Annotated in this window: 24 protein-coding genes and 1 pseudogene; 14 read left to right on the forward strand and 11 right to left on the reverse strand. The window is 65.9% G+C overall.

The genetic code is table 11. From position 1 onward, the window contains the following. Positions 1 to 344: 344 nt before the first annotated feature. The 4 genes from lpdA to E5673_RS07180 are packed head-to-tail and all read right to left on the reverse strand — an operon-like array spanning position 345 to position 3,737. Positions 345 to 1,739, reverse strand: coding sequence for a dihydrolipoyl dehydrogenase (lpdA, locus tag E5673_RS07165; RefSeq protein ID WP_136189451.1), 1,395 nt, complete (start codon positions 1,737 to 1,739; stop codon positions 345 to 347). Positions 1,740 to 1,757: 18 nt separating this feature from the next. Then, positions 1,758 to 2,099, reverse strand: coding sequence for an acyl-CoA thioesterase (locus E5673_RS07170; protein WP_107952653.1), 342 nt, complete (start codon positions 2,097 to 2,099; stop codon positions 1,758 to 1,760). 44 nt (positions 2,100 to 2,143) lie between these two features. Then, complete coding sequence (locus E5673_RS07175; protein WP_247599618.1) at positions 2,144 to 2,374, reverse strand: hypothetical protein; 231 nt, start codon at positions 2,372 to 2,374, stop codon at positions 2,144 to 2,146. Between the two features lie 10 nt (positions 2,375 to 2,384). Further along, positions 2,385 to 3,737 carry a pyruvate dehydrogenase complex dihydrolipoamide acetyltransferase gene (locus E5673_RS07180; RefSeq protein ID WP_136189453.1) on the reverse strand — a complete coding sequence of 451 codons (1,353 nt, stop codon included), beginning with the start codon at positions 3,735 to 3,737 and terminating at the stop codon, positions 2,385 to 2,387. A gap of 122 nt (positions 3,738 to 3,859) precedes the next feature. Between E5673_RS07180 and E5673_RS07185 the strand changes: the two genes are divergently transcribed. Beyond that, positions 3,860 to 4,315 carry a universal stress protein gene (locus E5673_RS07185; protein ID WP_056060288.1) on the forward strand — a complete coding sequence of 152 codons (456 nt, stop codon included), beginning with the start codon at positions 3,860 to 3,862 and terminating at the stop codon, positions 4,313 to 4,315. Between the two features lie 12 nt (positions 4,316 to 4,327). Here the strand turns inward: E5673_RS07185 and E5673_RS07190 are convergent, their stop codons facing one another. Then, on the reverse strand, positions 4,328 to 4,999 hold the full coding sequence (locus tag E5673_RS07190) for a PAS domain-containing protein (RefSeq protein WP_136189454.1): 672 nt from the start codon (positions 4,997 to 4,999) through the stop codon (positions 4,328 to 4,330). 169 nt (positions 5,000 to 5,168) lie between these two features. Between E5673_RS07190 and E5673_RS07195 the strand changes: the two genes are divergently transcribed. Next, a complete protein-coding gene (locus E5673_RS07195) occupies positions 5,169 to 6,458 on the forward strand; it encodes a M28 family metallopeptidase (protein WP_136189455.1) in 1,290 nt (429 codons plus the stop codon). A gap of 15 nt (positions 6,459 to 6,473) precedes the next feature. On the opposite strand, the gene E5673_RS07200 is transcribed toward E5673_RS07195, so the two are convergent. Both E5673_RS07200 and E5673_RS07205 read right to left on the reverse strand, forming a co-directional pair. Then, positions 6,474 to 8,801 (reverse strand): EAL domain-containing protein, encoded by a 2,328-nt coding sequence (locus tag E5673_RS07200; RefSeq protein WP_348769891.1) that lies wholly within the window; start codon positions 8,799 to 8,801, stop codon positions 6,474 to 6,476. Between the two features lie 200 nt (positions 8,802 to 9,001). Continuing rightward, positions 9,002 to 10,765: a fatty acyl-AMP ligase gene (locus E5673_RS07205; RefSeq protein ID WP_136189457.1), complete on the reverse strand. Its 1,764-nt coding sequence runs from the start codon at positions 10,763 to 10,765 to the stop codon at positions 9,002 to 9,004. Here E5673_RS07205 and E5673_RS20220 point away from each other — a divergent pair. The 5 genes and pseudogenes from E5673_RS20220 to E5673_RS19955 all read left to right on the forward strand — a co-directional run. Then, positions 10,752 to 11,558, forward strand: a complete 807-nt coding sequence (locus E5673_RS20220) for a RecX family transcriptional regulator (protein ID WP_348769892.1) — start codon at positions 10,752 to 10,754, stop codon at positions 11,556 to 11,558. The genes E5673_RS07205 and E5673_RS20220 overlap by 14 nt on opposite strands. A gap of 93 nt (positions 11,559 to 11,651) precedes the next feature. Continuing rightward, positions 11,652 to 12,239: a cold shock domain-containing protein gene (locus tag E5673_RS07215; RefSeq protein ID WP_136189458.1), complete on the forward strand. Its 588-nt coding sequence runs from the start codon at positions 11,652 to 11,654 to the stop codon at positions 12,237 to 12,239. Between the two features lie 68 nt (positions 12,240 to 12,307). Further along, positions 12,308 to 12,736, forward strand: a complete 429-nt coding sequence (locus E5673_RS07220) for a DUF192 domain-containing protein (protein WP_210731852.1) — start codon at positions 12,308 to 12,310, stop codon at positions 12,734 to 12,736. A gap of 327 nt (positions 12,737 to 13,063) precedes the next feature. After that, positions 13,064 to 13,456 (forward strand): NADH:ubiquinone oxidoreductase subunit NDUFA12, encoded by a 393-nt coding sequence (locus tag E5673_RS07225; RefSeq protein WP_056060269.1) that lies wholly within the window; start codon positions 13,064 to 13,066, stop codon positions 13,454 to 13,456. A gap of 197 nt (positions 13,457 to 13,653) precedes the next feature. Beyond that, positions 13,654 to 13,887: pseudogene (locus tag E5673_RS19955) on the forward strand (DUF2155 domain-containing protein); the annotation flags it as partial. Between the two features lie 35 nt (positions 13,888 to 13,922). On the opposite strand, the gene aat reads toward E5673_RS19955, so the two are convergent. From aat to E5673_RS07250, 4 genes are all read right to left on the reverse strand, one after another. Further along, a complete protein-coding gene (aat, locus tag E5673_RS07235) occupies positions 13,923 to 14,654 on the reverse strand; it encodes a leucyl/phenylalanyl-tRNA--protein transferase (RefSeq protein WP_056060265.1) in 732 nt (243 codons plus the stop codon). Further along, the gene (locus E5673_RS07240) at positions 14,651 to 15,373 is read right to left on the reverse strand and encodes a ParA family protein (protein ID WP_136189460.1); all 723 of its coding nucleotides are present in this window, start codon (positions 15,371 to 15,373) and stop codon (positions 14,651 to 14,653) included. Before E5673_RS07240 ends, aat begins: the two co-directional genes overlap by 4 nt. A 107-nt stretch (positions 15,374 to 15,480) precedes the next feature. Further along, positions 15,481 to 15,864 (reverse strand): hypothetical protein, encoded by a 384-nt coding sequence (locus tag E5673_RS07245; RefSeq protein ID WP_056486670.1) that lies wholly within the window; start codon positions 15,862 to 15,864, stop codon positions 15,481 to 15,483. 110 nt (positions 15,865 to 15,974) lie between these two features. Next, positions 15,975 to 16,187 carry a hypothetical protein gene (locus E5673_RS07250; RefSeq protein ID WP_136189461.1) on the reverse strand — a complete coding sequence of 71 codons (213 nt, stop codon included), beginning with the start codon at positions 16,185 to 16,187 and terminating at the stop codon, positions 15,975 to 15,977. A 127-nt stretch (positions 16,188 to 16,314) separates the two neighbouring features. On the opposite strand from E5673_RS07250, the gene E5673_RS07255 reads away from it, so the two are divergent. The 7 genes from E5673_RS07255 (at position 16,315) to E5673_RS07285 (ending at position 23,346) form a co-directional block, all read left to right on the forward strand. Continuing rightward, positions 16,315 to 17,283 carry a cysteine synthase A gene (locus E5673_RS07255; RefSeq protein WP_136189462.1) on the forward strand — a complete coding sequence of 323 codons (969 nt, stop codon included), beginning with the start codon at positions 16,315 to 16,317 and terminating at the stop codon, positions 17,281 to 17,283. 89 nt (positions 17,284 to 17,372) lie between these two features. Further along, on the forward strand, positions 17,373 to 17,612 hold the full coding sequence (locus E5673_RS07260; protein ID WP_082441338.1) for a hypothetical protein: 240 nt from the start codon (positions 17,373 to 17,375) through the stop codon (positions 17,610 to 17,612). A gap of 423 nt (positions 17,613 to 18,035) precedes the next feature. Then, positions 18,036 to 18,563, forward strand: a complete 528-nt coding sequence (locus tag E5673_RS07265; protein ID WP_247599619.1) for a division/cell wall cluster transcriptional repressor MraZ — start codon at positions 18,036 to 18,038, stop codon at positions 18,561 to 18,563. Continuing rightward, positions 18,560 to 19,510: a 16S rRNA (cytosine(1402)-N(4))-methyltransferase RsmH gene (gene rsmH / locus E5673_RS07270; protein WP_136189463.1), complete on the forward strand. Its 951-nt coding sequence runs from the start codon at positions 18,560 to 18,562 to the stop codon at positions 19,508 to 19,510. The genes E5673_RS07265 and rsmH overlap by 4 nt, the downstream gene beginning before the upstream one ends. Next, positions 19,507 to 20,205, forward strand: coding sequence for a hypothetical protein (locus E5673_RS07275; protein WP_136189464.1), 699 nt, complete (start codon positions 19,507 to 19,509; stop codon positions 20,203 to 20,205). Before rsmH ends, E5673_RS07275 begins: the two co-directional genes overlap by 4 nt. After that, a complete protein-coding gene (locus E5673_RS07280; RefSeq protein WP_056060247.1) occupies positions 20,202 to 21,920 on the forward strand; it encodes a penicillin-binding protein 2 in 1,719 nt (572 codons plus the stop codon). Before E5673_RS07275 ends, E5673_RS07280 begins: the two co-directional genes overlap by 4 nt. Positions 21,921 to 21,930: 10 nt before the next feature. Beyond that, positions 21,931 to 23,346, forward strand: a complete 1,416-nt coding sequence (locus tag E5673_RS07285) for a UDP-N-acetylmuramoyl-L-alanyl-D-glutamate--2,6-diaminopimelate ligase (protein WP_136189465.1) — start codon at positions 21,931 to 21,933, stop codon at positions 23,344 to 23,346. Positions 23,347 to 23,462 lie beyond the last annotated feature (116 nt).

Below are 23,462 nucleotides of genomic sequence, written 5' to 3' on the forward strand. Positions count from 1 at the left end.
CGCGACGGTCAAGACGGATAGGGCCGAAACGGGATGGTTTGCCCGGATCGGTCGGTCGGCCGGATATCGCTGGTACAGGGCCGCTAGCATCCCTGCCATCACACGTCGTCATCCTGACGAAAGTCAGAATCCAGAGTTACAACGGGCTGCGGGCGGTATCCTGGATCCTGACTTTCGTCAGGATGACGGAAAAGCGCGGCGTACCAACCTCAAATCCTCCCCCGCCAGGGGGAGGTGGCGCCGAAGGCGGCGGAGGGGGAGGACACGGAACAGCTGTGTCTCTTACCTCCCCCTCCGTCAGGCTAACGCCTGCCACCTCCCCCTGGCGGGGGAGGATCGCAAGGTCAGTAGTGGATTGCCCGGCCGTACGCCGCCAGCACGCTCTCGTGCATCATCTCGGACAACGTCGGGTGCGCGAACACCGTCTCCATCAGCTCGGCCTCGGTCGTCTCGAGCTGGCGCGCGACGACATAGCCCTGGATCAGCTCGGTCACTTCCGCGCCGACCATGTGCGCGCCGAGCAGTTCGCCGGTCTTCGCGTCGAACACCGTCTTCACGAAGCCCTCGGCTTCGCCCAGCGCGATCGCCTTGCCGTTGCCAATGAAGGGGAACTTGCCGACCTTCAGCTCGTAGCCGGCCTCCTTCGCCTTCGCTTCGGTCATGCCGACCGACGCGACCTGCGGGCGCGAATAGGTGCAGCCGGGGATGTTGGCCTTGTCCATCTGGTGCGGCGACCCGCCGGCGATCTTCTCGACCGCAATGATGCCCTCGTGGCTGGCTTTGTGCGCGAGCCACGGCGCGCCGGTGACGTCGCCGATCGCCCAGATGCCGTCGACGTTGGTGCGGCCATAGCCGTCGGTCTTGATATGCCCGCGGTCGGTTTCGACGCCGAGCGCCTCGAGCCCGATATTCTCGGTGTTCGGCACGATGCCGATCGCGATGATCGCGTGGCTGAAGGTCTCTTCCGAAACCTTGCCGTCCTTCGCCTTGATCTTGGCCGTGACCCCGTTCGCCGAGGGCGCGAGACCTTCGAGGCCGGTCTGGGTCAGCAGCTTGATGCCCTGCTTCGACAGCGCCTTGTCCATGAACGCAGAGACTTCCTCGTCCTCGACGGGGAGGATCCGCGGAAGCATCTCGACGATCGTCACGTCGGCGCCCATGTCGTTGTAGAAGCTGGCGAACTCGACGCCGATCGCGCCCGAGCCGATCACCAGCAGCTTGGTCGGCATCTCGGTCGGGACCATCGCGTGACGATAGGTCCAGATCCGCTCGCCATCGGCCTTCGCGAACGGCAGGTCGCGCGCGCGGGCGCCGGTCGCGACGATGATGTTCTTGGCTTCGAGTTCGACCGTCTTGTCGCCCTGCTTGACGCTGAGCTTGCCCTTGGCCGTGACAGTGCCGACGCCCTCGACGACCGTCACCTTGTTCTTCTTCATCAGGCCCTTGACGCCCGCGTTCAACTGGCCGGCAACCTTGCGCGAGCGGTCGACGATCTTGGCGAGGTCGAAGCCGACATTGTCCGCCTTGAGGCCGTAGCTCTCGGCGTTCTGCATGTAATGATAGATTTCGGACGTGCGGAGCAGTGCCTTGGTCGGGATGCAGCCCCAGTTGAGGCAGATGCCGCCCAACCGCTCACGCTCGACGATCGCGACCTTGAGGCCGAGTTGAGACGCACGGATCGCGGCGACGTAGCCGCCGGGGCCCGAGCCGAGGATGACGAGATCATAGGTATCAGCCACGGTAGAGTCCTTTGAAAATCAGTTGGTTTCGGGCGGCACAGGCCGCGGTTTGCGATCGTCGCCGACCGCCACGAAGATGAAGCGAGCCTGGGTCACCTTGCAGCTATCGTTGCTGTGACGCGCGCGACGCCACGCCTCGACTTCGATCGTCATCGACGTGCGGCCGACCGCGATCAGGTGGGCGTAAACCGACACCTCGTCGCCGACGACGACGGGCATGTGGAATTTCATCGCGTCCGCCGCGATCGTGACGGCACGGCCGCCGCTACGCCGCGAGGCGACCGAACCGGCGGCCAAATCCATCTGGCCCATCAGCCAGCCGCCGAAGATGTCGCCATACGGGTTGGCGTCGGCGGGCATCGCGGTGACGCGGATCGTCGGTGCGGTGTTGGGGGGCAGGTCGGTCACGCTTCAATCCTGCGGGTCGTTCGGTCGAGACGCCGAGCGCGGCGCAACGGTCCCACGCCCATCAGCACGGTCGCGACCATCGCTGCGGCCCCGCAAGACCAGATCACGTCCTGCCCAAGCGGGTAGGACCATGCCGCCGCCCAGGTCATCGCCACCGCCGCCACGAGCCCGCCGAGGATGTGCAGGATCTCGATGGTGGTGCCCGAAAGCGACCTGAACGACGACACCAGGCCCATCTCAGGCGAGCATGCCCAGCGGGTTCTCGACGAGGTGCTTGAACGCCTTCATGAACTGCGCGCCGTCGGCACCGTCGATCGCGCGGTGATCGAAGCTGCCGGTCGCCGACATGACCGTCGCGACCGCCAGTTCGTCACCGATCACGACCGGGCGCTTCTCGCCGGCACCGACCGCGAGGATCATCGCCTGCGGCGGATTGATGACCGCATCGAACTGCGTGATGCCGAACATGCCCATGTTGCTGATCGAGGCGGTGCCGCCCTGATATTCCTCGGGCTTCAGCTTGCCGTCGCGCGCACGGGCGGCGAGATCCTTCATCTGCGTCGAGATCGACGACAGCGAGGCCGTATCCGCACCGACGATGATCGGCGTGATCAGACCCGACGGCGTGCTCACCGCCACCGAGATGTCGGCACGCTGGAAGGTGATGAGCTGGTCGGGCGTGAACATCACGTTGCAGCTCGGCACCTGCATCAGCGCGACGGCCTGCGCCTTGATCAGCAGATCGTTGACCGACAGCTTCACGCCGCGCGATTCGAGGCTTTTGTTCAGTTCGCCGCGCAGCTTGAGTAGCGCGTCGAGGCGGACGTTCACGGTCAGGTAGATGTGCGGAACGGTCTGCTTCGACTCGGTCAGGCGACGCGCGATCGTCTTCCGCACGTTGCTGAGCTTGGTCGCCTCGTGCGGAATGTCCGGCACGGCCGCAGGCTTCGCGGCAGGCGCGGGGGCCGCAGCGGCGGTCGGCGCAGGAGCTTCGCTCTTCGCAGCAGCGGGTGCGGCACCCGGTTTCGCGCTTTCGACGTCGGCCTTTACGATCCGACCCTTCGGCCCCGAACCCGACACGGCGCCGAGATCGATACCCTTGTCGGCGGCGAGACGACGCGCGAGCGGGCTCGCCTTCACGCGGTCGCCGCTGGCGGCAGGCTGGGCTGCACCGGCGTCATCCGGCCGACCGTGATCCTCGGCCGAAGCCTTGGTCCGCTCGACCGGCTTGGCCTCGGTGCCGGTCTTGTTCGGGTCCGTCGGATCGGGCTTCGCTTCCGATTCCTTCGCGGCCGGCTCGGGCGTCTCGCTCTTGGTAGGCGCGGATGAAACCGAAGACGCATCCTCGCCCTCTTCGGCGATGATCGCGATGACCGTGCCGACCTTCACGTTGTCGGTACCCTCGGCGACGAGGATCTTGACCACGGTGCCTTCGTCGACGGCTTCGAATTCCATCGTCGCCTTGTCGGTCTCGATCTCGGCCATCAGGTCGCCGGATTTCACGACGTCGCCCTCCTTGATCAACCATTTGGCGAGGGTACCCTCCTCCATGGTCGGGGACAGCGCAGGCATCTTGATCTCGATCGACATGGATTTCCCCAGGGCGTGACGTAACGGCATGCCTACTCGCGCCCTCGTCCGCTCGGGTCAACCCCGACGCACTTGCGTATCGACCCGCTGCGGCCCAATTACCGGCGATAACGGGGGCGGAAATGCGCATTTATCTGGTGGTTATCGACGACAGTCCGGAAGCTGGGATCGCGTTGCGTTTCGCCGCCCGGCGTGCGGTGAAGACCGGCGGCGGGGTCGAAATCCTCACGGTGATCCCGCCGCAGGAGTTCATCGCGTTCGGCGGCGTCCAGGCGACGATCGAGGAAGAAGCGCGCCTGCATGCCGAGGGGTTGGTAGCGGGGGCTGCGGGTACGTTGCTGGAGGAGTCCGGCTTGCGTCCGTCTATCACGGTGCGCGAGGGGGAAAGCGCCAAGATCATCCGCGAGATGATCGCGGCAAATCCCGATATTGCCGCGCTGGTTCTCGGCGCAGCGGCGACTGGTGCCCCGGGCGAACTTATCGCGCATTTCGCGGGGACCGACGCGGGTTCGCTGCCGGTGCCGGTCATGATCATTCCCGGATCGCTCACGCGCGAGGCAATCGACCGGCTCAGTTGAGTGAGGCGTACTTCAACTGACAGCCATTGCCGAATGCGTGGCCAGCAGGCGCTCCACGCTGTTGATGCCAGTCTGCGTGAGCTGCAATGCATCGAGATTGCTGTCTGGCGGTTCAATGAGCGACTTCGCCTGGAGCACGCGAATCCAGCGACCGAGCGTCGACCGCGACAGGCGTAGCTGGTCGGCAACCATGTCGACGCTTGCGATTCGGCTCTCGGCTTCTGCGACGTACACGATCAGCAACGTCGTCCACGCATGATCGGCGAAAAGATCGGACCCGAGTACCGCGTCGCGCGCACGGATAATTCCCAGCAAGTCCTTGGCCCGGCGCCAAAGATGATGCGGCATGGCATCGCCACTGATTGTGTCGGCGAGCGTAGGAGCGGTGCACAAGGTGCCGATTAGTCTGCCCGGCTTGCCGTTGCCCAGTCGCGAAACCTGGACTTCCAGCGTGATGATATCGCCTTCGCCGCCGATGTAACGTTTCCGGATTCGAGCTGAATTACCATTGGGTTGCAATGCCGCAACGTGGCTCAGGTTACGCGCGACGTCGTCGGGGTGCGTTATCGATAGGTAGGAAAGGCCCACAAGCTGTTTCTGCGTGCGTTGCAACACCGCCGCGACCGGTTCGTCTATCGCGAGGATAACGCCGTCGCCGTCTGAAACAGAATGGCCAATGATCATCTTATGGTCCTCGCGCTCTTGATCGTATAATAGCGGTTGGCTTAAAAAGTCTCAAACATTTGATCGGTCCATTTTGCATAACATCTTGTCGGCACACAAAATTGCCCGCCGGGAACGATTGTGACGCTACCCTCTTGAGCGTGGCGCGAGATCAGGCCACGATCCGCTCATGCCTATTTTTGCCGTCCCGCTGCTACTTGCCGCCGCCGCCCCTTATCCTGCTCCGTCTTCGGTTCGCCTGAAGGCGGACGTCACCGCGATGGTTGGCTTCGGTACGCGTCACACTGCGTCGATCACCACCGACCCGAAACGCGGTATCGGTGCCGCCCGAAACTGGGCCGCGAGCCGGTTCCAGGAAATTGCGGCGACGTGTGGCGGTTGCATCACTGTCGATCGCATCGCGCGCCGCTTTACCGGACCACGCGCACCGACCGGCGTGGTGGTCGAGGATGTGCTCGGCATCCAGAAGGGGCGCGATTCGAATCGCGTTGTGATCGTCGGTGCGCATATCGACAGCCGCGTGACCGACGTGATGAACGTCACCTCCGATGCGCCCGGCGCCAACGACAATGCCTCGGGCGTCGCGCTGGTGCTGGAGGCGGCGCGACTGCTGTCTCAACGCCAGTTCGACGCGACAATCGTCTACGCGGTGTTCTCCGGCGAGGAACAGGGCTTGTGGGGCGCCGAACTGCTCGCCGATACCGCCAAGGCGCGCGGCTGGCAGGTGTCGGCGATGCTCAACAACGATATCGTCGGCAACACGGTCGGGCAGGGCGGCGTACGTGTCGCGGACAAGGTCCGGGTTTTCTCCGAAGGCATTCGCGCATCCGAGGATCTGGTCGCCCAGCAGGGCCGCCGGGCCGAGGGCGGCGAGGATGACGGCCCCAGCCGCGCGCTGGCCAAGGCGATCGACGGTATCGCGCGCGACATTCCCGGCGGCCTCGACGTGATGATCGATCGCCGGCCGGACCGGTTCGGGCGTGGCGGCGATCACGAGCCGTTCCTGAAGCTCGGCTACCCCGCGGTGCGGTTCTCGGTCGCGGCCGAGAATTGGGATCGCCAGCATCAGGACCTGCGCACCGAAAAGGGCGTGGTCTACGGCGACACGATCGAGGGCATGGACTTTCCGTATCTCGCCAAGGTGACCGCGATCAACGTCGCGACGTTGTCGCGGATTGCCAGCGCTCCCGCGGCCCCTGAAGACGTGTCGATCGCCGGGGCATTGTCCCGCGATACGACGGTGAAGTGGACTGCGGTGCCAGGCGCTGCCGGCTACCGCGTGCGGTGGCGTCGCAACGATGCGCAGAGCTGGGCGGAGACCCGCGACGTTACCGGGACCGGCACGGTCCTGACGCAGGTGCCGGTGGACGACAATTTCGTCGGCGTGTCCGCTTTGTCGGCGACGGGCGCGGAAAGCCTCGTCAGCTTCGCCGGACGCGACCGCCGACCGACCCGGTAACCGCCCATCGGTCGCCTAGGCGGCGGCCGATGCTTTCCAACGACCATTCGCAAGCGCGCGCGCTTGTTCGACGGGCATCGGGCGGCCGAAATAGAAACCCTGGACGTTGGTGCAACCGAACGCCTGCGCCATGCGGTGCTCGGCTTCGGTTTCGACGCCCTCCGCCGTCGTGTCGATGTCGAGGCTACGGGCGAGCGCGATCACCGCGTGGACGATCGCAACCGCTTCGCGCGTCCCGGCGGCGGCATCACGGACAAAGCTCCGGTCGATCTTGATCGACGAAAACCGCGTACGGCTGAGATACCCCAGCGACGAATGACCGACGCCGAAATCGTCGAGACTAAGCCGCACGCCCATGTCGAGCAGCCGCTCCAGGACCTTGGTCGCGCCCAGCGCCTCGGTCAGGAATACGTTCTCAGTGACCTCGAGTTCGAGGCGATCCGCGGACAGGCCGGTGTTCGCCAGCGCGGAGGTCACCGTCGTCACGAAATTGGGGTTCTGGAGCTGGTCGGCGGACACGTTGACCGCAACGCGGATGTCGGACGGCCATTTAGCGGCCTCCTCGCACGCCGTCCTCAGCGCCCACGCCCCGATCGGCGCGATCAGGCGCGCGTCCTCGGCAAGCGGGATGAACTTTTCGGGCGCAATGATACCGAAGCGTGGACTGGTCCAGCGCAGCAGCGCTTCGAACGCGACCAGCGTCTCGCCGCGAGCATCGACGACCGGCTGGTAGTCGAGGTGCATTTCGCCATTCTCGAGCGCGGTGCGAAGCGCCATTTCGAGGACACGCCGCTCCTCCGCCTTCACGTGCAGTTCCGGCTCGTAGGTGCGATACACCCCGCGGCCGGCGTCCTTGGCACGGTAGAGCGCGAGATCGGCGGAGCGGACGAGCATTTCCGCGGTGCGGCCGTCGCGCGGGCCGATCGCGATGCCGACGCTGGCGCCGATGTACAGCGTGTGCGCGTCGATCTCATAGGGGCGCGACAGCGTCTCGATGATCCGTCGCGCAAGGTCGTCGATCGCACCCGCATCGCTCGCGCCCCGCACGATGACCGCGAACTCGTCGCCGCCAAGCCGCCCGCATAGGCTGCCGTCCCCCATCAAGCCCTCGAGCCGTTCGGACACGCAGCCGAGCAGGCGATCGCCGATCGGATGGCCGAGCGTATCGTTGACCGCCTTGAACCGATCGAGATCGAGCATCATGAACGCGTAGCGACCACCCCAGCTGTCGGCCTCGGCCATCGTCCTGACGAGCGTCTCGTTGATCATCAGCCGGTTGGGCAGCCCGGTCAGCACGTCGAACCGCGCCATCCGGTTGATCCGGTCTTCCGACGCGCGCAACTCGGTAATGTCCGACGTGACGCCGCGAAATCCGTAGAATTCGCCATCGTCTCCGAACCGGGGGGAGGCGGCGATTTCCCACCATCGTAGGTCACCGTTGATCGTCACCGGCAGGCGGACGTCGCGAAAGCTGTCGCGCCGGCGCAATTTCTCGGCAAGCGTACGGAGTTCGGGTGCGAACTCCCCACTGTCCCAGCTCGGGCCGGCCAGCAATTGCAGCAACGGCATCCCGTCGACCTCACCGGGATCGAGCCCGCACGCGACCGCGAATCGCGACGACGCGCGAACGATCCGGCGCATCGCGTCGGTCTCCCACAGCCAGTCTGCGCCGGTATCCTCGAACTCGCGAAGGAGCAGGCTCACGGTCTCGTCGCGTTCGTTCAGCGCGATCTCGTTGGCGCGGATCAGGACGAGTGCGCGTGCACGGCTGATGCATCCCGCCATCAGCACCAGCGTGAAGCCGAGGATCCCGATCGCCGCCGATGTCGTACCGGCGATCAGCAGCTGGATGACCATCGACGCGCCGAGATATCCAAGGAAGATCAGCGTCGCGAGCGTCAGCGGCGCCATCGCGAACGCCGCGGCCGTCATCAACAGGGTCAGCGTGATGCCAAGCCCGGCGGTCGTGCCCGAGGGAGCATGCGTACAGAACAGGATCGGTACGCACGACCAGCCAAGGCCAAGCGCCAGGCCCTCCCACCCGGTCTTGCGCAGGTCGTGGACGCTCGCCTGGCTTTCACCAGTGTGCGGGACGGCGAGACGCCGGAACGCGACCGCGACGGCGATCGCGACGAGCAACGCGGACCATGTCGTGACCTGCCAAGCAGGGACGGTCGCGCTGACCAGGAACCCGGTCGCCAGTATCGCCGCCAGATTGGTGGAGAGCAGGACCAGTGCCATCTTGCGCCCGGCGAACAACTGCGCGGCACGGATGCGGCTCCATTCGACATGGTCCGCCCCGCCACCGCGAAGCCCCATCAATCTAAAGAGATCGACGGTCACGCGGCGTGACGGAGAAGGCGGTGCAGAGCTCACGGCGTCGGTCATAGGTCCGCTTGGTTATCAGATCGTTCTTATCGACCAGCGTGACTGTAATTTAGTTCGATCTGGATCAATCCACGCCGTCGTGACGTCCTTGCATAGTTTCATTCGCGTGTCAGCGGTGGCGGCGTGACCCGCCGCCCGTCTCAGGCAGGGCGGTCTCAGGCTGCGATGTCGTACGGCTTGATGTCGCCGCTGAGATACAGGTTGCGCGCCTTGGCCCGGCTGAGCTTGCCCGACGAGGTGCGCGGCAGCGTGCGGGGCGGGATCAGTTCGATCAGGCAGTTCATGCCCGTCACCGACCGCACCCGCTCGCGGATCTCGTCGCGCAGGCGCAGGCGTTCGGCTTCGTCCGAGCTGCGACACTGGACCAGTACGGCAGGGGTCTCCTCGCCACCGGGCGTGGTGATCGCGAACGCAGCGATGTCGCCGGCCTTGAAGCCGGGGAGCTGTTCCACCGCCCATTCGATATCCTGCGGCCAGTGGTTCTTGCCGTTGACGATGATCATGTCCTTGGCGCGGCCGACGATGTAGATGTAGCCGTCGGACATATAGCCCATGTCGCCGGTATCGAGCCAACCGTCGGCCATGCACGCCTCGGTCGCGGCGTCGTCGCGGAAATAGCCGACCATCACCGACTTGCCGCTGCACCAGACTTTCCCGATCGCACGCTCGGGGAGGGGGCTGCCGTCCTCTTCGCGGATCTCGATTCGCATGTCGCGCACCGGCTTGCCGCAGTTGACGATCGCCCGGTAGCGCTGGGGACGGTCACCGCCGCGCGAGCCACCCGAAAGCTGCGTTTCCTCGACCAGTTCGACGCGGATGCCTTCGCCCGGCGGCATCAGCGAGACCGCGAGCGTCGCCTCGGCAAGGCCGTAGCTCGGCAGGAACGCGCTGGCCTTGAAGCCTGCATCGGCGAACGCGTCGACGAACGACTGCATCACGTCGGGACGGATCATGTCGGCGCCGTTGCCGGCGACTCGCCAGCGCGACAGGTCGAAGCGGTCGCTCGCCTTGGTCTGCGAGGACATGCGACGCGCGCAGATATCGTAGCCGAAGGTCGGCGAATAGCTGAGCGTGGTGCCTTCGTTGCGGCTGATGAGATCGAGCCAGGCGAGCGGACGGCGCGCGAAATCCTCGGTCTTGAGGTAATCGGTCGAGACCTGGTTCGCGATCGGCGACAGGAAGCAGCCGACCAGACCCATGTCGTGATACCAGGGCAGCCACGAGACGCAGCGATCAGTGTCGCAGACCTCCATGCCGTGGCTGTGCGCGGCGAGGTTGTTGAGCAGCGCGGCGTGCGTGATGACGACGCCGTGCGGGAAGCGCGTCGAGCCGCTCGAATATTGCAGGTACGCGATATCGTCCGGCTTTGCCTCGGGCAGCGTTGCGACGGGTGCCTCGCGCGTGGCGAATTCGGACCAGTCGATCCCGACGGTGCCCGACAGGCGCGCGGCCTCGCCCGCCATCTGCGCGAGTTCGGGCGGGAAGATCAGCATTTTCGGATCGCAGCTGGCGAGCTGGACGCGGAGCTGTTCGATGTACGAGTCGCGACCGCCGAACGAGGTCGGCAGCGGCAGCGGTACGGGCCATGCGCCGGCATAGACGACGCCGAAAAATAGTGCGGCGAACTCGGGGCCGGTCTCGGCGACGAGTGCGATACGGTCGGCAGGAGCGACACCGGCGGCGATCAGGCGATCTGCCATCGCACGCGCGTCGTCCCGGAGTTGCGAATAAGGATAAGGCTGCGACAGAGTGCCGCGAGCGTCGTGGAAGTTAAGCCCGCGGTTACCGCTGGCTGCGTAATCAAGCGCTTCGCCCAAGGTACCAAAATCGGCGAAACGGCGCGGCAGGGCGTCTTGGGTCGGCGTCGCAACGATTGACGCTACGGTCATGCCGTCCTTGTTAGCCGTGTCGGTCGTCATCGCAGTTCCTTGGTTCGTCGCGGCGCTCGAACACACCACGCCTATCTTCAGTCTAGCCGTTCAACTTCGGGTGCCAGTGTGGCACAATGATGGCGTGACCGATGATAGCCACAGCGAAAGCAACGCGTTTCCCCCGTCGCTGGATGCCGGCGACCGGGAAAACGGCGCGTTCGACGATAGCAGCGGCACGAAGCGAAGCAGCGGCAAGAGCTGGGGCAAAGGCGGCGGTAAGGGCGGCGGCAGCAAGGAGCGTTCGCGCGAGCGTCCTGCGCCAAAACCGCTCGATGCTGCGGCGCTTGAACAGATGGCGCTGCGCTATGTCGAGCGGTTCGCGACCACGCGGGGCCGCCTGACCGATTACCTGATGCGGAAAATCCGCGAGCGGGGCTGGGACGGGGGCACCGGCGCGGCGCTGGCCGAGCCTGGTGAACTGGCGCAGCGGATGGCCGATCTCGGTTATGTCGACGACCGTGCCTTTGCCGAACATCGCGCTGCTGCGATGCAGCGACGCGGCCTCGGCGCTCGCCGAGTCGCCGGCGCGTTCCGCGAGGCCGGTATCGATGAAGGCGATGCGGAGTCCGTAGCGCCCGCAATCGCCGACCGCGCCGTCGAATCAGCTCTCGCCTTCGCACGGCGCAAGCGAATCGGCCCCTACGGCACCGGGGACGGCGACCGGAAACTTCACGAGAAACAGCTCGCGGCGATGCTGCGGGCGGGGCACCGGTTCGATCTTGCACGCAAAATTGTTGCTGCACCGCCGTCCGACAGCCCCGAATCGATGGATTTCGACTGAGCATCGCAACGGATTCATTGCGACTGCGACGAACCGTGCTAGCAAGGCGTTCAGGGGTGTAACAATGCGTAACGACACGCAGCAGGTGCTGACATGCCGGTAGAGGTGGGGCCAGTGGAAGCGGAAACGACGACGCTCACGGGTGTCGGCGAGGGTGTCGGCGCGGCCGAAACGCGCGCGATCGGCGGCGTCATCAAATGGTTCGACGTCACGCGCGGGTTCGGCTTCGCGGTGGCGGACGACGAGACCGTCGGCGATATTCTCGTACACTTTTCCGTCCTGCAGGCGCACGGCCGCCGCAGCCTCCCCGAAGGCGCGCGCGTCGAGACGCTGTCGGTCCAGCGCGGCCGCGGGTTCCAGGCGCGCGAGATCCTCTCGATCGATCTGACCAACGCGGTCGAGGAGCAGGTCAGGGCGCCGGTTTCGCCCGATCGGATCGATCCGATCGCGATGATCGACGCGGCGGGACCGTTCGAGGCAGCGTCGGTGAAATGGTTCAACCGGTTGAAGGGCTATGGCTTTCTGGTACGGGGTGCCGATGGCAGCGACATCTTCGTCCACATGGAAACGCTGCGTCGCGCCGGGATCGAGACGGTCGAACCCGACCAGCCGCTCCGCGCGCGCGTGGTCGAAGGGCGTAAGGGGCCGCTTGCCGTCGCGGTCGAAGAGGATTTGGGATGACATTCGTTGCGAAGGCCGTGTTGGCCGGGGTGCTGGCGCTGGGCGTCGGCGCCGGGGGTGTCGCGTACATGAATAGCCGGGCGGACTCGGACGTGGCCGCGGTCGCTACGCTGCCGCTGACGATCAAGAGCGCGAACGGGACGCATGCGTTCAAGGTCGAGAGCGCGAAGACGGAGGCGGAACAGGCGCGGGGTCTGATGTTCCGCACCGACCTGAAGCCCGACGGCGGCATGCTGTTCTGGCCGTATCCCGCCAAGGGTGGCGAACCCGTGGCGGCGAACTTCTGGATGAAGAATACGCCGAGCTCACTGGATATCATCTACATCCGCGCGGACGGGACGATCGCGAGGATCGCCGAGAATGCGGTGCCGTTTTCGGAAGCGCCGATCCCGTCGGGCGAGCCGGTCGGCGCAGTGCTGGAACTGATGGGCGGCCGCGCTTCGGAACTGGGAATTGCCGAGGGTGATCTGGTGACGTGGGACAAGGGCGCGAAGTAGGCGCGCGAACCGTTCGACCAATGCCACCACCCCGGCGAAGGCCGGGGCCCAATTGGGAAGGTCGCTGTAATGTCGGACAACGCTTCGTTAGCGACGTTCCCCAATTGGGCCCCGGCCTCCGCCGGGGTGGGATATCTGACTAGGCGACGCCTCCAGCCACGTGTTTCCCCGCGAAGGCGGAGACCCAGTCTGGGCTCCCGCCTTCGCGGGAGAACAAGGAGGGCGGGGCGACGTCTTAACTGTGGACCTTTACGATCCTCCCCCGTGGCGACGCCTTCCCCCATCATCAAGGTTGAAGCCCGCCCCCACTCGCGGTAAGCGCCAACCATGGGCTTTCTCGCATCGACTTTCACGTGGTGGAACGGCGCCACCCTCGGCACCAAATTCGGCTTGCGTAGCATGGCGAAGAAGGGCGAGGACGCGCTCGGCAACGTCTATTACGAAGGCGGCAAGGACACCGCCGGCAACCCGCGCCGCTGGGTTATCTACCAGGGCGCGACCGACGCGAGCCGCGTGCCGCCGGCGTGGTTTAGCTGGCTGCATCACCAGGTCGACGACGTGCCCGATCGCGCATTGCCGCCGATCCGTGCGTGGCAGAAGCCCGCCGTGCCGAACATGACCGGTACCGCGCTCGCCTATCGCCCTGCCGGTGCGCTTGAAAAGGGTGGCCACCGTGCCGCCGCGACGGGCGATTACGAAGCCTGGACGCCCGAAGGGTGATCATGCGCTGGCTCGCCGCGGCCGTGTTGGTCGTGGCGTTGGCGGTCGGCGGCTGGTTCGGATACGGCGCGCTCACCACGCCCGCGACGAAGGTAGCCGCGGTCCAGCAGGACCTGCCGGGCGCTGACGAGCAGGGCAATTCCTCGATAGAGACGATCGACACCGGTGCCGCGGCGATCGCCAATGGCGGCACGCCGATGGCGCAGCGCGTCGCGGTGCTCGGGCTGCTCAACAAGCGTAACGGCGAAACCCGCGAAGTAACGCTCAAGCCCGGTCAGGCGACGCGGATGGGCGACGTCGTGCTGCGGCTGCGCGCGTGCGAGCAGACCGCGCCTTGGGAGCAGGAGCAACTGACCGGCGCGTTCGTCCAGGTGCTGGTGCGCGGCGTAGACACGCATTGGCGGCGGACGTTCTCGGGCTGGCTGTACAAGGAGCGCCCCGCGCTGAACGCGGTCCAGCATCCGGTCTACGACGTCTGGACCAAGAGCTGCGCGATGACCTTCCCGGAGACTGGCCCCGATACCGCGCCGCCCGCCGAAGCCTTGCCGGCCAAGCGATCGAGCGCGCGGAAATCGCCGGCTGCCGACGATACTCCGCCGCCGGAGGATGGCTTGAGCGCTCCCTCGAGTGCCGCGCCCAGCAACGCGACATAGTCCTTGCGGTCGATCTCGATCGCGCCGAGCGAGGCGAGATGCGAGGTCTGGAACTGGCAGTCGAGCAGCGTGAACCCGCCCGTTCTCAGCCGCGCGACGAGGTGCGCGAGCGCGACCTTCGAGGCGTCGGTGGCACGACTGACCATGCTTTCGCCGAAGAACGCGCGCCCGAGTGACAGGCCGTAGAGCCCCCCAACCAGCTTGCCGCCGTCCCAGCATTCGACCGAGTGCGCGAACCCCATCGCGTGGAGCGTCTGGAAGACTCGTTCGATGCCGTCGTTGATCCACGTCTCGGGGCGGCCCTCTACGCTTTCGGCGCACAGTTGGACGACACGCTCGAACGCCGTGTCTACCGTGACCTGAAACCGGTCCGCGGCGATCGTCTTCCTCAGCGAGCGCGAGAGCTGGAACCCGTCGAGTGGCAGGACAGCGCGGCGGCGCGGCTCTACCCAGTACACGCTGGCGGCGTCGCGGCTGTCCGCCATTGGGAACACGCCGACCGAATAGGCGCCGAGCACGAGTTGAGGGTCTAAAACGTCGCTCATGCGGTGAGCCGGTGTTCGATCCGGCGCCAGAGGTCCGCAAACGCCTGCGCCGCGGCGGACTTCGGTGCGAACACGCCGACCGGCGAGCGCTTGGCCGCCATCGACTCGATGTTGCTCGCCATCGGGATCACCGGCCAGTCGGGGTGGCGGGCCAGCGCCTCGGCATGCAGTGCCCGTCGCTTGTCGACCATCACGTGGACCGGGAGCAGCGGCGTGCGGCCGCCCAGATGCTGGACCACCGCGTCGTAGGCGCGGGTCGACAGCGGCGAGGGGATGACGGGAATTACGATAAGATCGGCCGCGCGCATTACCTGGTCCGCGGTCTCGGTCAGTCCCGGCGGACAATCGAGGATCACGCGGTCATAGGCGGCAAGTTCGGACAGGAGCTTGGCGAGCCGCTTTTTCTTGTCCATCTCGTGGAACAGCTGGTCGAGCCCGCGCAGCGACGCGTCGGCGGCGATCAGGTCGAGATGCGGGTAGGCGGTCGGCCGCGCCTGCTTGGCGACCGCGACATCCTTCGAGAACATCGCCTGCGCCTGATCGACTTTACCCCCGGCTCCATGGGGTCCGCCGAGCACCCACGTGGACGCCGCCTGCGGATCCAGATCCCAGAGCAGCGTGCGGCGCGCCGACAATGTCGCGGCGCACCACGCCAGGTTCACCGAAAGCGTCGTCTTCCCGACGCCACCCTTGAGGCTGTAGATCGCAACGGTTGCCATCAGACTAGCGTGCCGGTCCGCGGCGGTGAGGGCAAGAGTGTGCGGCGCAAAGAAGAACGGCCGGCGGATGATCCGCCGGCCGTTTCGCCATTCCTAAACGTAGAAACTTACGCGTGGCAGGTCTGCGCCGACTTGCCGGGCGCGGTCAGCGTGACGCTCGATTCGTCGCCGGTCATCGACCAGCCGCCCTCGGCGGTCTTCGGCGAACCAGCAACGTCCGACTTCAGCGTCGTCGCGGGGCCGTCCTTCTTGGTCTTGACGACCGCCTGCTTGTCGCCCTGGAAGAACGTCACGTAGAGCAGGCTGTTGTCCTTGCAGCGCAGCGTCTTCTCGGACTTGATCGCAGGCGGCAGCTCGACCGGCGCGGCGTTGGCGAGCGTGTTCGCCATCGGATCGGGATTGCTGTCCAGCACCTCTGGCGAGGCGGGCTTGGAGTTGCAGGCTGCCAGCACGAGCAGCGCGGCGACGGCGGTCATGGGGAGGATTTTCATAGCGGGACCTCGCTTCGCGCATGCAGCATGGAGCGTCAAGGGCTATGGTTTGCGGTACCATCGCATAGCGGCGAATAGGGCAGTATGTATGACGGGTAAGATGTCCGCGCTCACTCGTGCAGCGGACGGTCCTGCTTGGCTACGTCATCCTGCGACTGAAGTCGTTCTTCGACCATCGCCAGCGGAGTCGCGATATGCGCGGCGATCAAAGTGTCGCCGAGCCCTTCCATCAGGTCTGACGCTTCCGACAATAAGGCCAGGGCCTGCCGATACTGTTCCATCATCCCGCTCCCGCCAGTTTCGAACTTACTAACATAGATCATATATTGGTTGTAATGAACACGACATGAAAAGCATGTCATCCGCTTTGAACGCTCGGCGTTGGCGGCGTTTAATCGTGCAAACTTTCGCTCGCTTGCTCTGGGCGGGGCACCACGCCACATAGCGCGCATGCATACGACACCCGACACGCTCGCCCTGATTGGCAACACGCCGCTTGTTCGTCTGAGAGGTCCCAGCGAGGCCACCGGCTGCGATATCTTCGGCAAGTGCGAATACACGAACCCCGGCGCGTCGGTGAAGGATCGAGCCGCTTTGTTCATCGTCGAGGATGCGGAGCAGCGCGGACTGCTCCAGCCCGGCGGCACGATCGTCGAGGGCACGGCAGGCAATACCGGGATCGGCCTCGCTCTGGTCGCCAATGCCAAGGGCTACAAGACGATCATCGTCATGCCCGAGACGCAGAGTCGCGAAAAGATGGACACGTTGCGGGCTCTAGGTGCCGAACTGGTATTAGTCCCCGCCGCAGCATTCTCGTCGCCGTGCCATTTCGTCCATACCTCGCGCCGCATCGCCGACGAGACGCCGGGCGCGATCTGGGCAAACCAGTTCGACAACACCGCCAATCGCCGCGCGCATATTGTCGGGACCGCAGAGGAGATCTGGGCACAGATGGACGGGCGGATCGACGGTTTCACCTGCGCTGCGGGCACCGGTGGGACGATCGCCGGGGTTGGGCTCGGGCTCAAGGCGAAGGACGAAAGCGTCTGCATCGCGCTCAGCGATCCGCATGGCGCGGCGCTGTATAATTATTACGCACACGGCGAACTGAAAGCGGAGGGCTCTTCGGCCGCCGAGGGGATCGGGCAGGGGCGCATCACCGCCAATCTGGAGGGCGCGCCGATCGATACGCAGTTTCGGATTTCGGATCAGGAGGGCTATGCGTGGGTCCGACGGTTACTCGACGAGGAAGGGCTCTGCCTCGGATTGTCGTCCGGGATCAACGTCGCCGGTGCAGTGGCGCTGGCGAAGCATCTGGGACCTGGCAAGCGGATCGCGACGATCCTGTGCGACACCGGATTCCGCTATCTCTCGACGCTGTACGATCCCGAATGGCGTCAGGCGAAGGGTCTGGTCTGAGCGGCATGGTTCCCGAGAATCGACAGAAGCGCGGTAGTCGGGTATCGAGGTAGGGCAAGATGAAGTTACGCCAGGAACCTTCCCAGACCATGCAGCGCATCAAGGTCGGCATGATCGGCCTCGCCGCGGTCGTGCTGCTGATCGGCCTCGCCAGCGCGATCATCGGTTCGACGAATCGCGAGCGACCGGTCGCGACCGCGGGTGCTGCGCAGGCGGACGTAGTGGCGAACATGGGCGTCTCGAACGTTACCGAAGCCGCCGGAGCGGGCGAGCCGCTCGCGGAAATGGGCGTGGCGCCGAGCGCCAACGCGCAGGCGCCCGCGCAGTAATCTGCTGCCTCCTTGCTCCCGTCCCTGGAAGGAAGGGGCTGGGGGTGGGTTGGTTTCCGCATACCTGAACGCGAGTGGCTCGATCGGGCCGACCCACCCCCGACCCCTCTTTTCGAGGGAGGGGAGAGCGTTACCCCTCAGTAAGGTCTGGCGTGCGTTGGCTTCGACCAGCTGAGGAGCTTCCGCACTTCATCCCCGCATATCCCCAGTAGTCAAAACAGTCGGCAGCGCTTTCACATCCAGCCTGCCCGCAAATCCCCCCAGACTGAGTATCGAAATTGCGGTGAAATCCGTCCAATCCCCAAAAATCCCGTTGCGTCCCCGAAGCGCTATGGTAGATGGAGGTTAATACAGGGGCATTTTCATCGTTCGCTGAAAACGCGGTCGAAACGTAGCGATGGCTGCTTTTCGAAGCGGTGAAGCGTGCGCGCCAGTTCGAAGGGTTTTGGCGTGTCGGTACGGGGTCGCTATCAAGGAGACGGTATCGGCCTTGTCGACGACAAGGGCCGGGTAGCCATCCCCTCGGCGCTCCGCACCACGCTCTCGGCAAATGCGCCCAAGGCGAACGGCAAGGACGGCGGGACCATCATCATCGGCGCGCATCAGAAGAATCGCTGCCTGGTCGCGTACGATCCCGGTTACGTCGACATTCTCGCCGAGCGCCTCGATCGCCGCGAATCCGAGAACACGTCCGAGAACGGCGAGTACGACTACAACATCAAGCGCGCCGCCGCGTCCGGCGAAGCGGTGCCGTTCGACGGCTCCGGTCGCTTCATCATGCCGGCGTTCCCGCGCTTCTATGCGGGCATCAAGGGGCATGCGTTCTTCTACGGCGTGCTCGACTACATCGAGATCTGGGACCCCGCGACGCTGATCGCCACCGACGGCATGCCCCCCGTCGTCAAGGAGATGGCGCGCTTCTACATGGCCGAGAAGGGGGTTCAGCTGTGAGCAACCCCGACGCACCGCACATCCCGGTACTCCTCGACGAAGTCCTGGCCGCGCTTTCCCCTGAGCCCGGCGAGACGATGGTCGACGGCACGTTCGGTGCGGGCGGCTACACGCTGGCGTTGCTCAAGTCGGGCGCGCGGATCGTCGCGTTCGACCGCGATCCAGACGCGATTGCCAATGGTCGCGCGATGGAAGAAGCCGAAGAAGGCCTCACGCTGATCGCCGCGGACTTCTCGGCGATGGCGTCCGAACTGGAATCGCGTGGCCTCGCCCCGGTGGACGGCGTGACGCTCGATATCGGCGTGTCGTCGATGCAACTCGACCAAGCCGAGCGCGGCTTTTCGTTCCAGTCGGACGGCCCGCTCGACATGCGGATGGCGCAGGCCGGCATGTCGGCGGCGGACTTCGTCAACGAAGCGGATGAGAACGAGATCGCCGACGTGCTCTATCAATATGGCGACGAGCCCAAGTCGCGGCGTGTCGCGCGCGCGATCGTCGCGGCGCGCCCGCTGACGCGGACCGGCGAGCTGGCGCACATCGTCCGCCGCGCGCTCGGCTATAAGGCGCACGACAAGAAGGACCCCGCGACGCGCGCGTTCCAGGCGATCCGGATCCACGTGAACCGCGAGCTTGGCGAACTCGCCGACGGGCTGCTGGCGGCCGAACGCGTGCTGAAGCCCGGTGGTCGGCTCGCGATCGTGACGTTCCACAGCCTCGAGGACCGGATGGTGAAGCGCTTCCTGCGCACGCGCTCTGGTGGGTCGCCTTCAGGTTCGCGTCATCTTCCGCAGGTGAAAGCCGTTGCGGAACCTAGTTTTTCTCATGTCGGCCGCGGTGTTCGCGCCGGCGAGGCCGAGATCGCACGCAACCCGCGCGCGCGCTCGGCGACATTACGGACGGCGCGGCGGACCTCCGCGCAACCCTGGACGGAAGAGGTGACGACATGACGGCGGCGTATCGGATGAAGGGTGTGGGCTGGTTCGGGGGCTGCGTGGCCGTCGTGCTCGGTTTCTACCTCGTGTCGCTGCAGGTCGCCGCCGAGCGCAAGAAGCTGGAGGCGGTCAATGGTCAGATCCGCTCGGCGCAGCGCGACATCCGCGCGCTGGAAACCGAGTTCGACACGCGGGGCAATCTGGCCCAGCTCGAGCGCTGGAATGGCGATACGCTGGCACTGTCGGCACCGACGGCGGGCCAGTTCGTCGTGAGCGAGGCCGCGCTCGCGGCGCTCGACGTCAACAGCCTGCGCGCGGACGGGGTCCAGACCGCCGCGCTGCTGGTGCCGTCGGGGGCGGGGTCCGTCATCTCCACGTCGATCGTCCCGGTCACTGCCGCTCCGCCAGTCGTGAAACTTGTCCCTGTTGCTCCAGTGCAGATGGCGCAGGTTAGCGCACCGCGTGCGATGAACGTCGCGATCCAGGCTGCGTCGAAGACCGCGCTCAAGCCGGTCGTGATCCGCGCCTCGGTATCGACGCCGCGCTCGGCCGAGGCCGCATTGGTCCGCGCCGCCAAGACCGAGCGCCTCGCCGCTGTCGCGAAGGTCCGCCCGCAGGCAGTCGCGATGCTCGACCGCAAGCTGCTGTCCGACACGACGCTGGGTGACATCATGAGCGGCGCGCGCTCCGAGAGCCGTAAGCGGCGGTGACCGCCTTGGTCGCCCGGCCCGTATCGCAGCAACGTAGCGCCAACCAGCGTCATGCACTGGTGGCGACGGCGCACACGCGCCTGATGATGCTGATGTTCCTGTTCGGAGCAGCGGTGCTGGTAGTGGTCGGACGGCTCGGGATGCTGGCGGTGCAGGCGTCGCTCGCCGATCCGCAGGCGCGCTCGGCGGCGATCGCGGCGCGTGGCGACATCGTCGATCGTAACGGTGCGCCGCTCGCGCGGACGATCGATGCGTGGACGATCGCGGTGCACCCGAAGAAGCTGATCGGCGATCCGACCGAGATCGCCAGCAAGCTCGCCGCGTTGATGCCCGAGGCGGGCGACCAGGCGCATTATTATTCGCTGCTGACGTCGGGCAAGAGCTTCATCTATCTCCAGCGGCGCGCATCGCCGGCGCTGGTCGAGCAGGTCAATGCGATCGGCGAGCCGGCGATCGTGTTCGACCGCGATACGCAGCGGCTGTACCCGCAGTCGACGATGGCGGCGCATGCGCTCGGCTTCCTGTCGACCGCGGGCCACGGCATGAGCGGGATGGAGCGCGTGCTCGACGAGCGGCTGACCAACCCGGCGCTCAACGGTACGCCGGTCGCGCTGTCGCTCGACAACCGCGTCCAGGCAGCGATGGAGAGCGAACTCGGCCGCGCGATGACGACGTTTTCGGCACGCGGCGCTGGCGGTATCGTCCTCGACGTGGCGACCGGCGAGGTGATCGCGATGGTCTCGCTGCCGACCTTCAACCCCAACCGCGTCGGCATGTCGGGCAGCGAACAGCTTCGCAACATCACGACGCAGAGCGTGTTCGAGCTTGGCTCGACGTTCAAGCCGATCACGATGGCGACCGCGATGGACACGGGTGTCGTCACATCGTTCGCGCGGCGTTTCGACGCGACGCATCCGCTTCAGGTCGGGCGCTTCACGATCCATGACGAGCGCGGCGATCCGAAGCGCTGGCTCAACATGGCCGAGACGCTGATCTATTCGTCCAACATCGCCACCGCCCGTGTGGCCGACGAGGTCGGGCCCGCGAAGATGCAGGCGATGTTCAAGAAATTGGGCTTTGATACGAAGCCCGATATCGAACTGCGCGAGAAGGGCCGTCCGTTGTGGCCGAAATACTGGGCGCGGACGACGACGATGACCACTGCCTATGGCCACGGCATCGCGGTGACCCCGCTGCATCTGGCGAGCGCGTATGCGGCGCTGGTCAATGGCGGGATCTGGCGGCCGGCGACGTTGCTGAAGGTCGCGCCGGGGCACGCGGTTGCGGGGCGTCGGGTGATTAGCGAGCAGACCAGCGCGCGGATGCGGCAGATGCTGCGGCTGATCGTGCAGCGCGGTACGGGTCGCAAGGGCGATGCGCCGGGCTACCGCGTCGGCGGCAAGACCGGGACGGCCGAGGCGGCGGTGTCCGGCGGCTACGATCATTCGCGCAACGTCGCGACCTTTGCCGCGGCATTCCCGATGGATGCGCCGCGCTATGTCGTGCTGGCGATGCTCGATTCACCGCTCGGCACGAAGGAAACCGCCGGGTGGAAGACCGCGGCGTGGAATACCGCGCCGGTGGTGGGCCGGACGATCTCGCGCGTCGGGGCGATCCTGGGCGTGGTGCCCGATGCGCACCGCGACATCGACGTGTCTGACATCCTGCCGACTTTGTGGCAGGACCCGTCGCGTACACAGCCGACCGGGCAATGAGGACTATTGCATGAAACTCGCAGCGCTGACCGACGGGACGGAAGAGGCGCAGGTGACGGGGTTCGCGATCGATCACCGCAAGGTCGCGCCGGGCACGGTGTTCGGCGCATTCGAAGGCGCGCGCGTCAACGGCGAGGACTATATCGATGACGCGATTCGCTCGGGCGCAATCGCGGTGGTGGCTCGGCCGGGACTGACGGTCGAGGGCGCCACCTACATTGCCGATGACAACCCCCGCGAGCGGTTCGCGCAACTCGCCGCGAAGTTCTTCGCGCCGTTTCCCGAAACGTCGGTGGCGATCACCGGGACGAACGGGAAGACGTCGTGCGTCGAGATGACGCGGCAGTTGTGGCGGATGGCCGGGTTTCATGCGGCATCGATCGGGACGCTGGGGGTTACGACGGCCGACGAGCGTGTGACGACCGGGCTGACCACGCCGGATGTGGTGACGTTCCTGTCGAATGTGGCGGGGCTCGCGCGTGAAGGCGTGACTCACCTCGCGTTCGAAGCGTCGAGCCACGGGCTGACGCAGTATCGGACCGAGGGGCTGAAGGTGGCCGCCGCGGCGTTCACGAACCTCAGCCGCGATCATCTCGATTACCACGGCGATATGGCGGCGTATTTCACTGCCAAGATCCGGCTGTTCTCGGAAGTACTTTCGACGGATGGTGCGGCGGTAGTCTGGGCCGACGATCCTCAATCGGCACGCGTGATTGACCTGGCTCGCGAGCGCGGCAACCGGCTGATCACGGTTGGGACGCAAGGCGAGACTTTGCGGCTCGTGGGCCGCGATCCGACTTTGCTCGGGCAGGGGCTGACGATCGAGGCTGACGGCCAGACGTACAAGGTCACCTTGCCACTGATCGGCGCCTACCAGGCGGCGAACGCGTTGGTGTCGGCCGGGTTGGTAATTGCCACAGGCGGCGATGTGGCCGCGACGATCGCCAATCTCGCGCGGTTGCAGCCGGTCCGCGGGCGGCTGGAACGCGCCGTGATCGCGAAGTCGGGTGCGCCGGTGTACGTGGATTACGCGCACACGCCCGACGCTCTCGAAGCAGCAATCGCTGCGCTCAAGCCGCATGCTGGCGGCAAGCTGATCGTCGTATTCGGTGCCGGCGGCGACCGGGACACTGGCAAGCGCGAGACGATGGGTCAGGTTGCGGTGCAACACGCCGACCGCGTGATCGTGACCGACGACAACCCCCGGACCGAGGACGCGCGGGCGATCCGCTGCGACGTCCTGAAGGGTGCGCGGGGGGCTGAGGAAATCGGTGACCGGCGGGCGGCGATCGGCTCCGCGGTGCGCGAGGCTGGGCCCGAGGATATCGTGTTGATCGCCGGCAAGGGGCATGAGCAGGGACAGATCGTCGGCGACATGGTCTTGCCGTTCGACGACGTGACCGTAGCGCGGGAGTGCGCGGCGTGAGGACGGCGATGTCTTCTTTCCCCTCCCGCCTGCGGGAGGGGCTAGGGGAGGGCGCGACGTACGTACTGGCGTCCGCTCTGTTTGGTCAGCCCCTCCCCCGACCCCTCCCGCAAGCG

This window comes from Sphingomonas sp. PAMC26645 (genome assembly GCF_004795835.1).
GTDB lineage: Bacteria > Pseudomonadota > Alphaproteobacteria > Sphingomonadales > Sphingomonadaceae > Sphingomonas.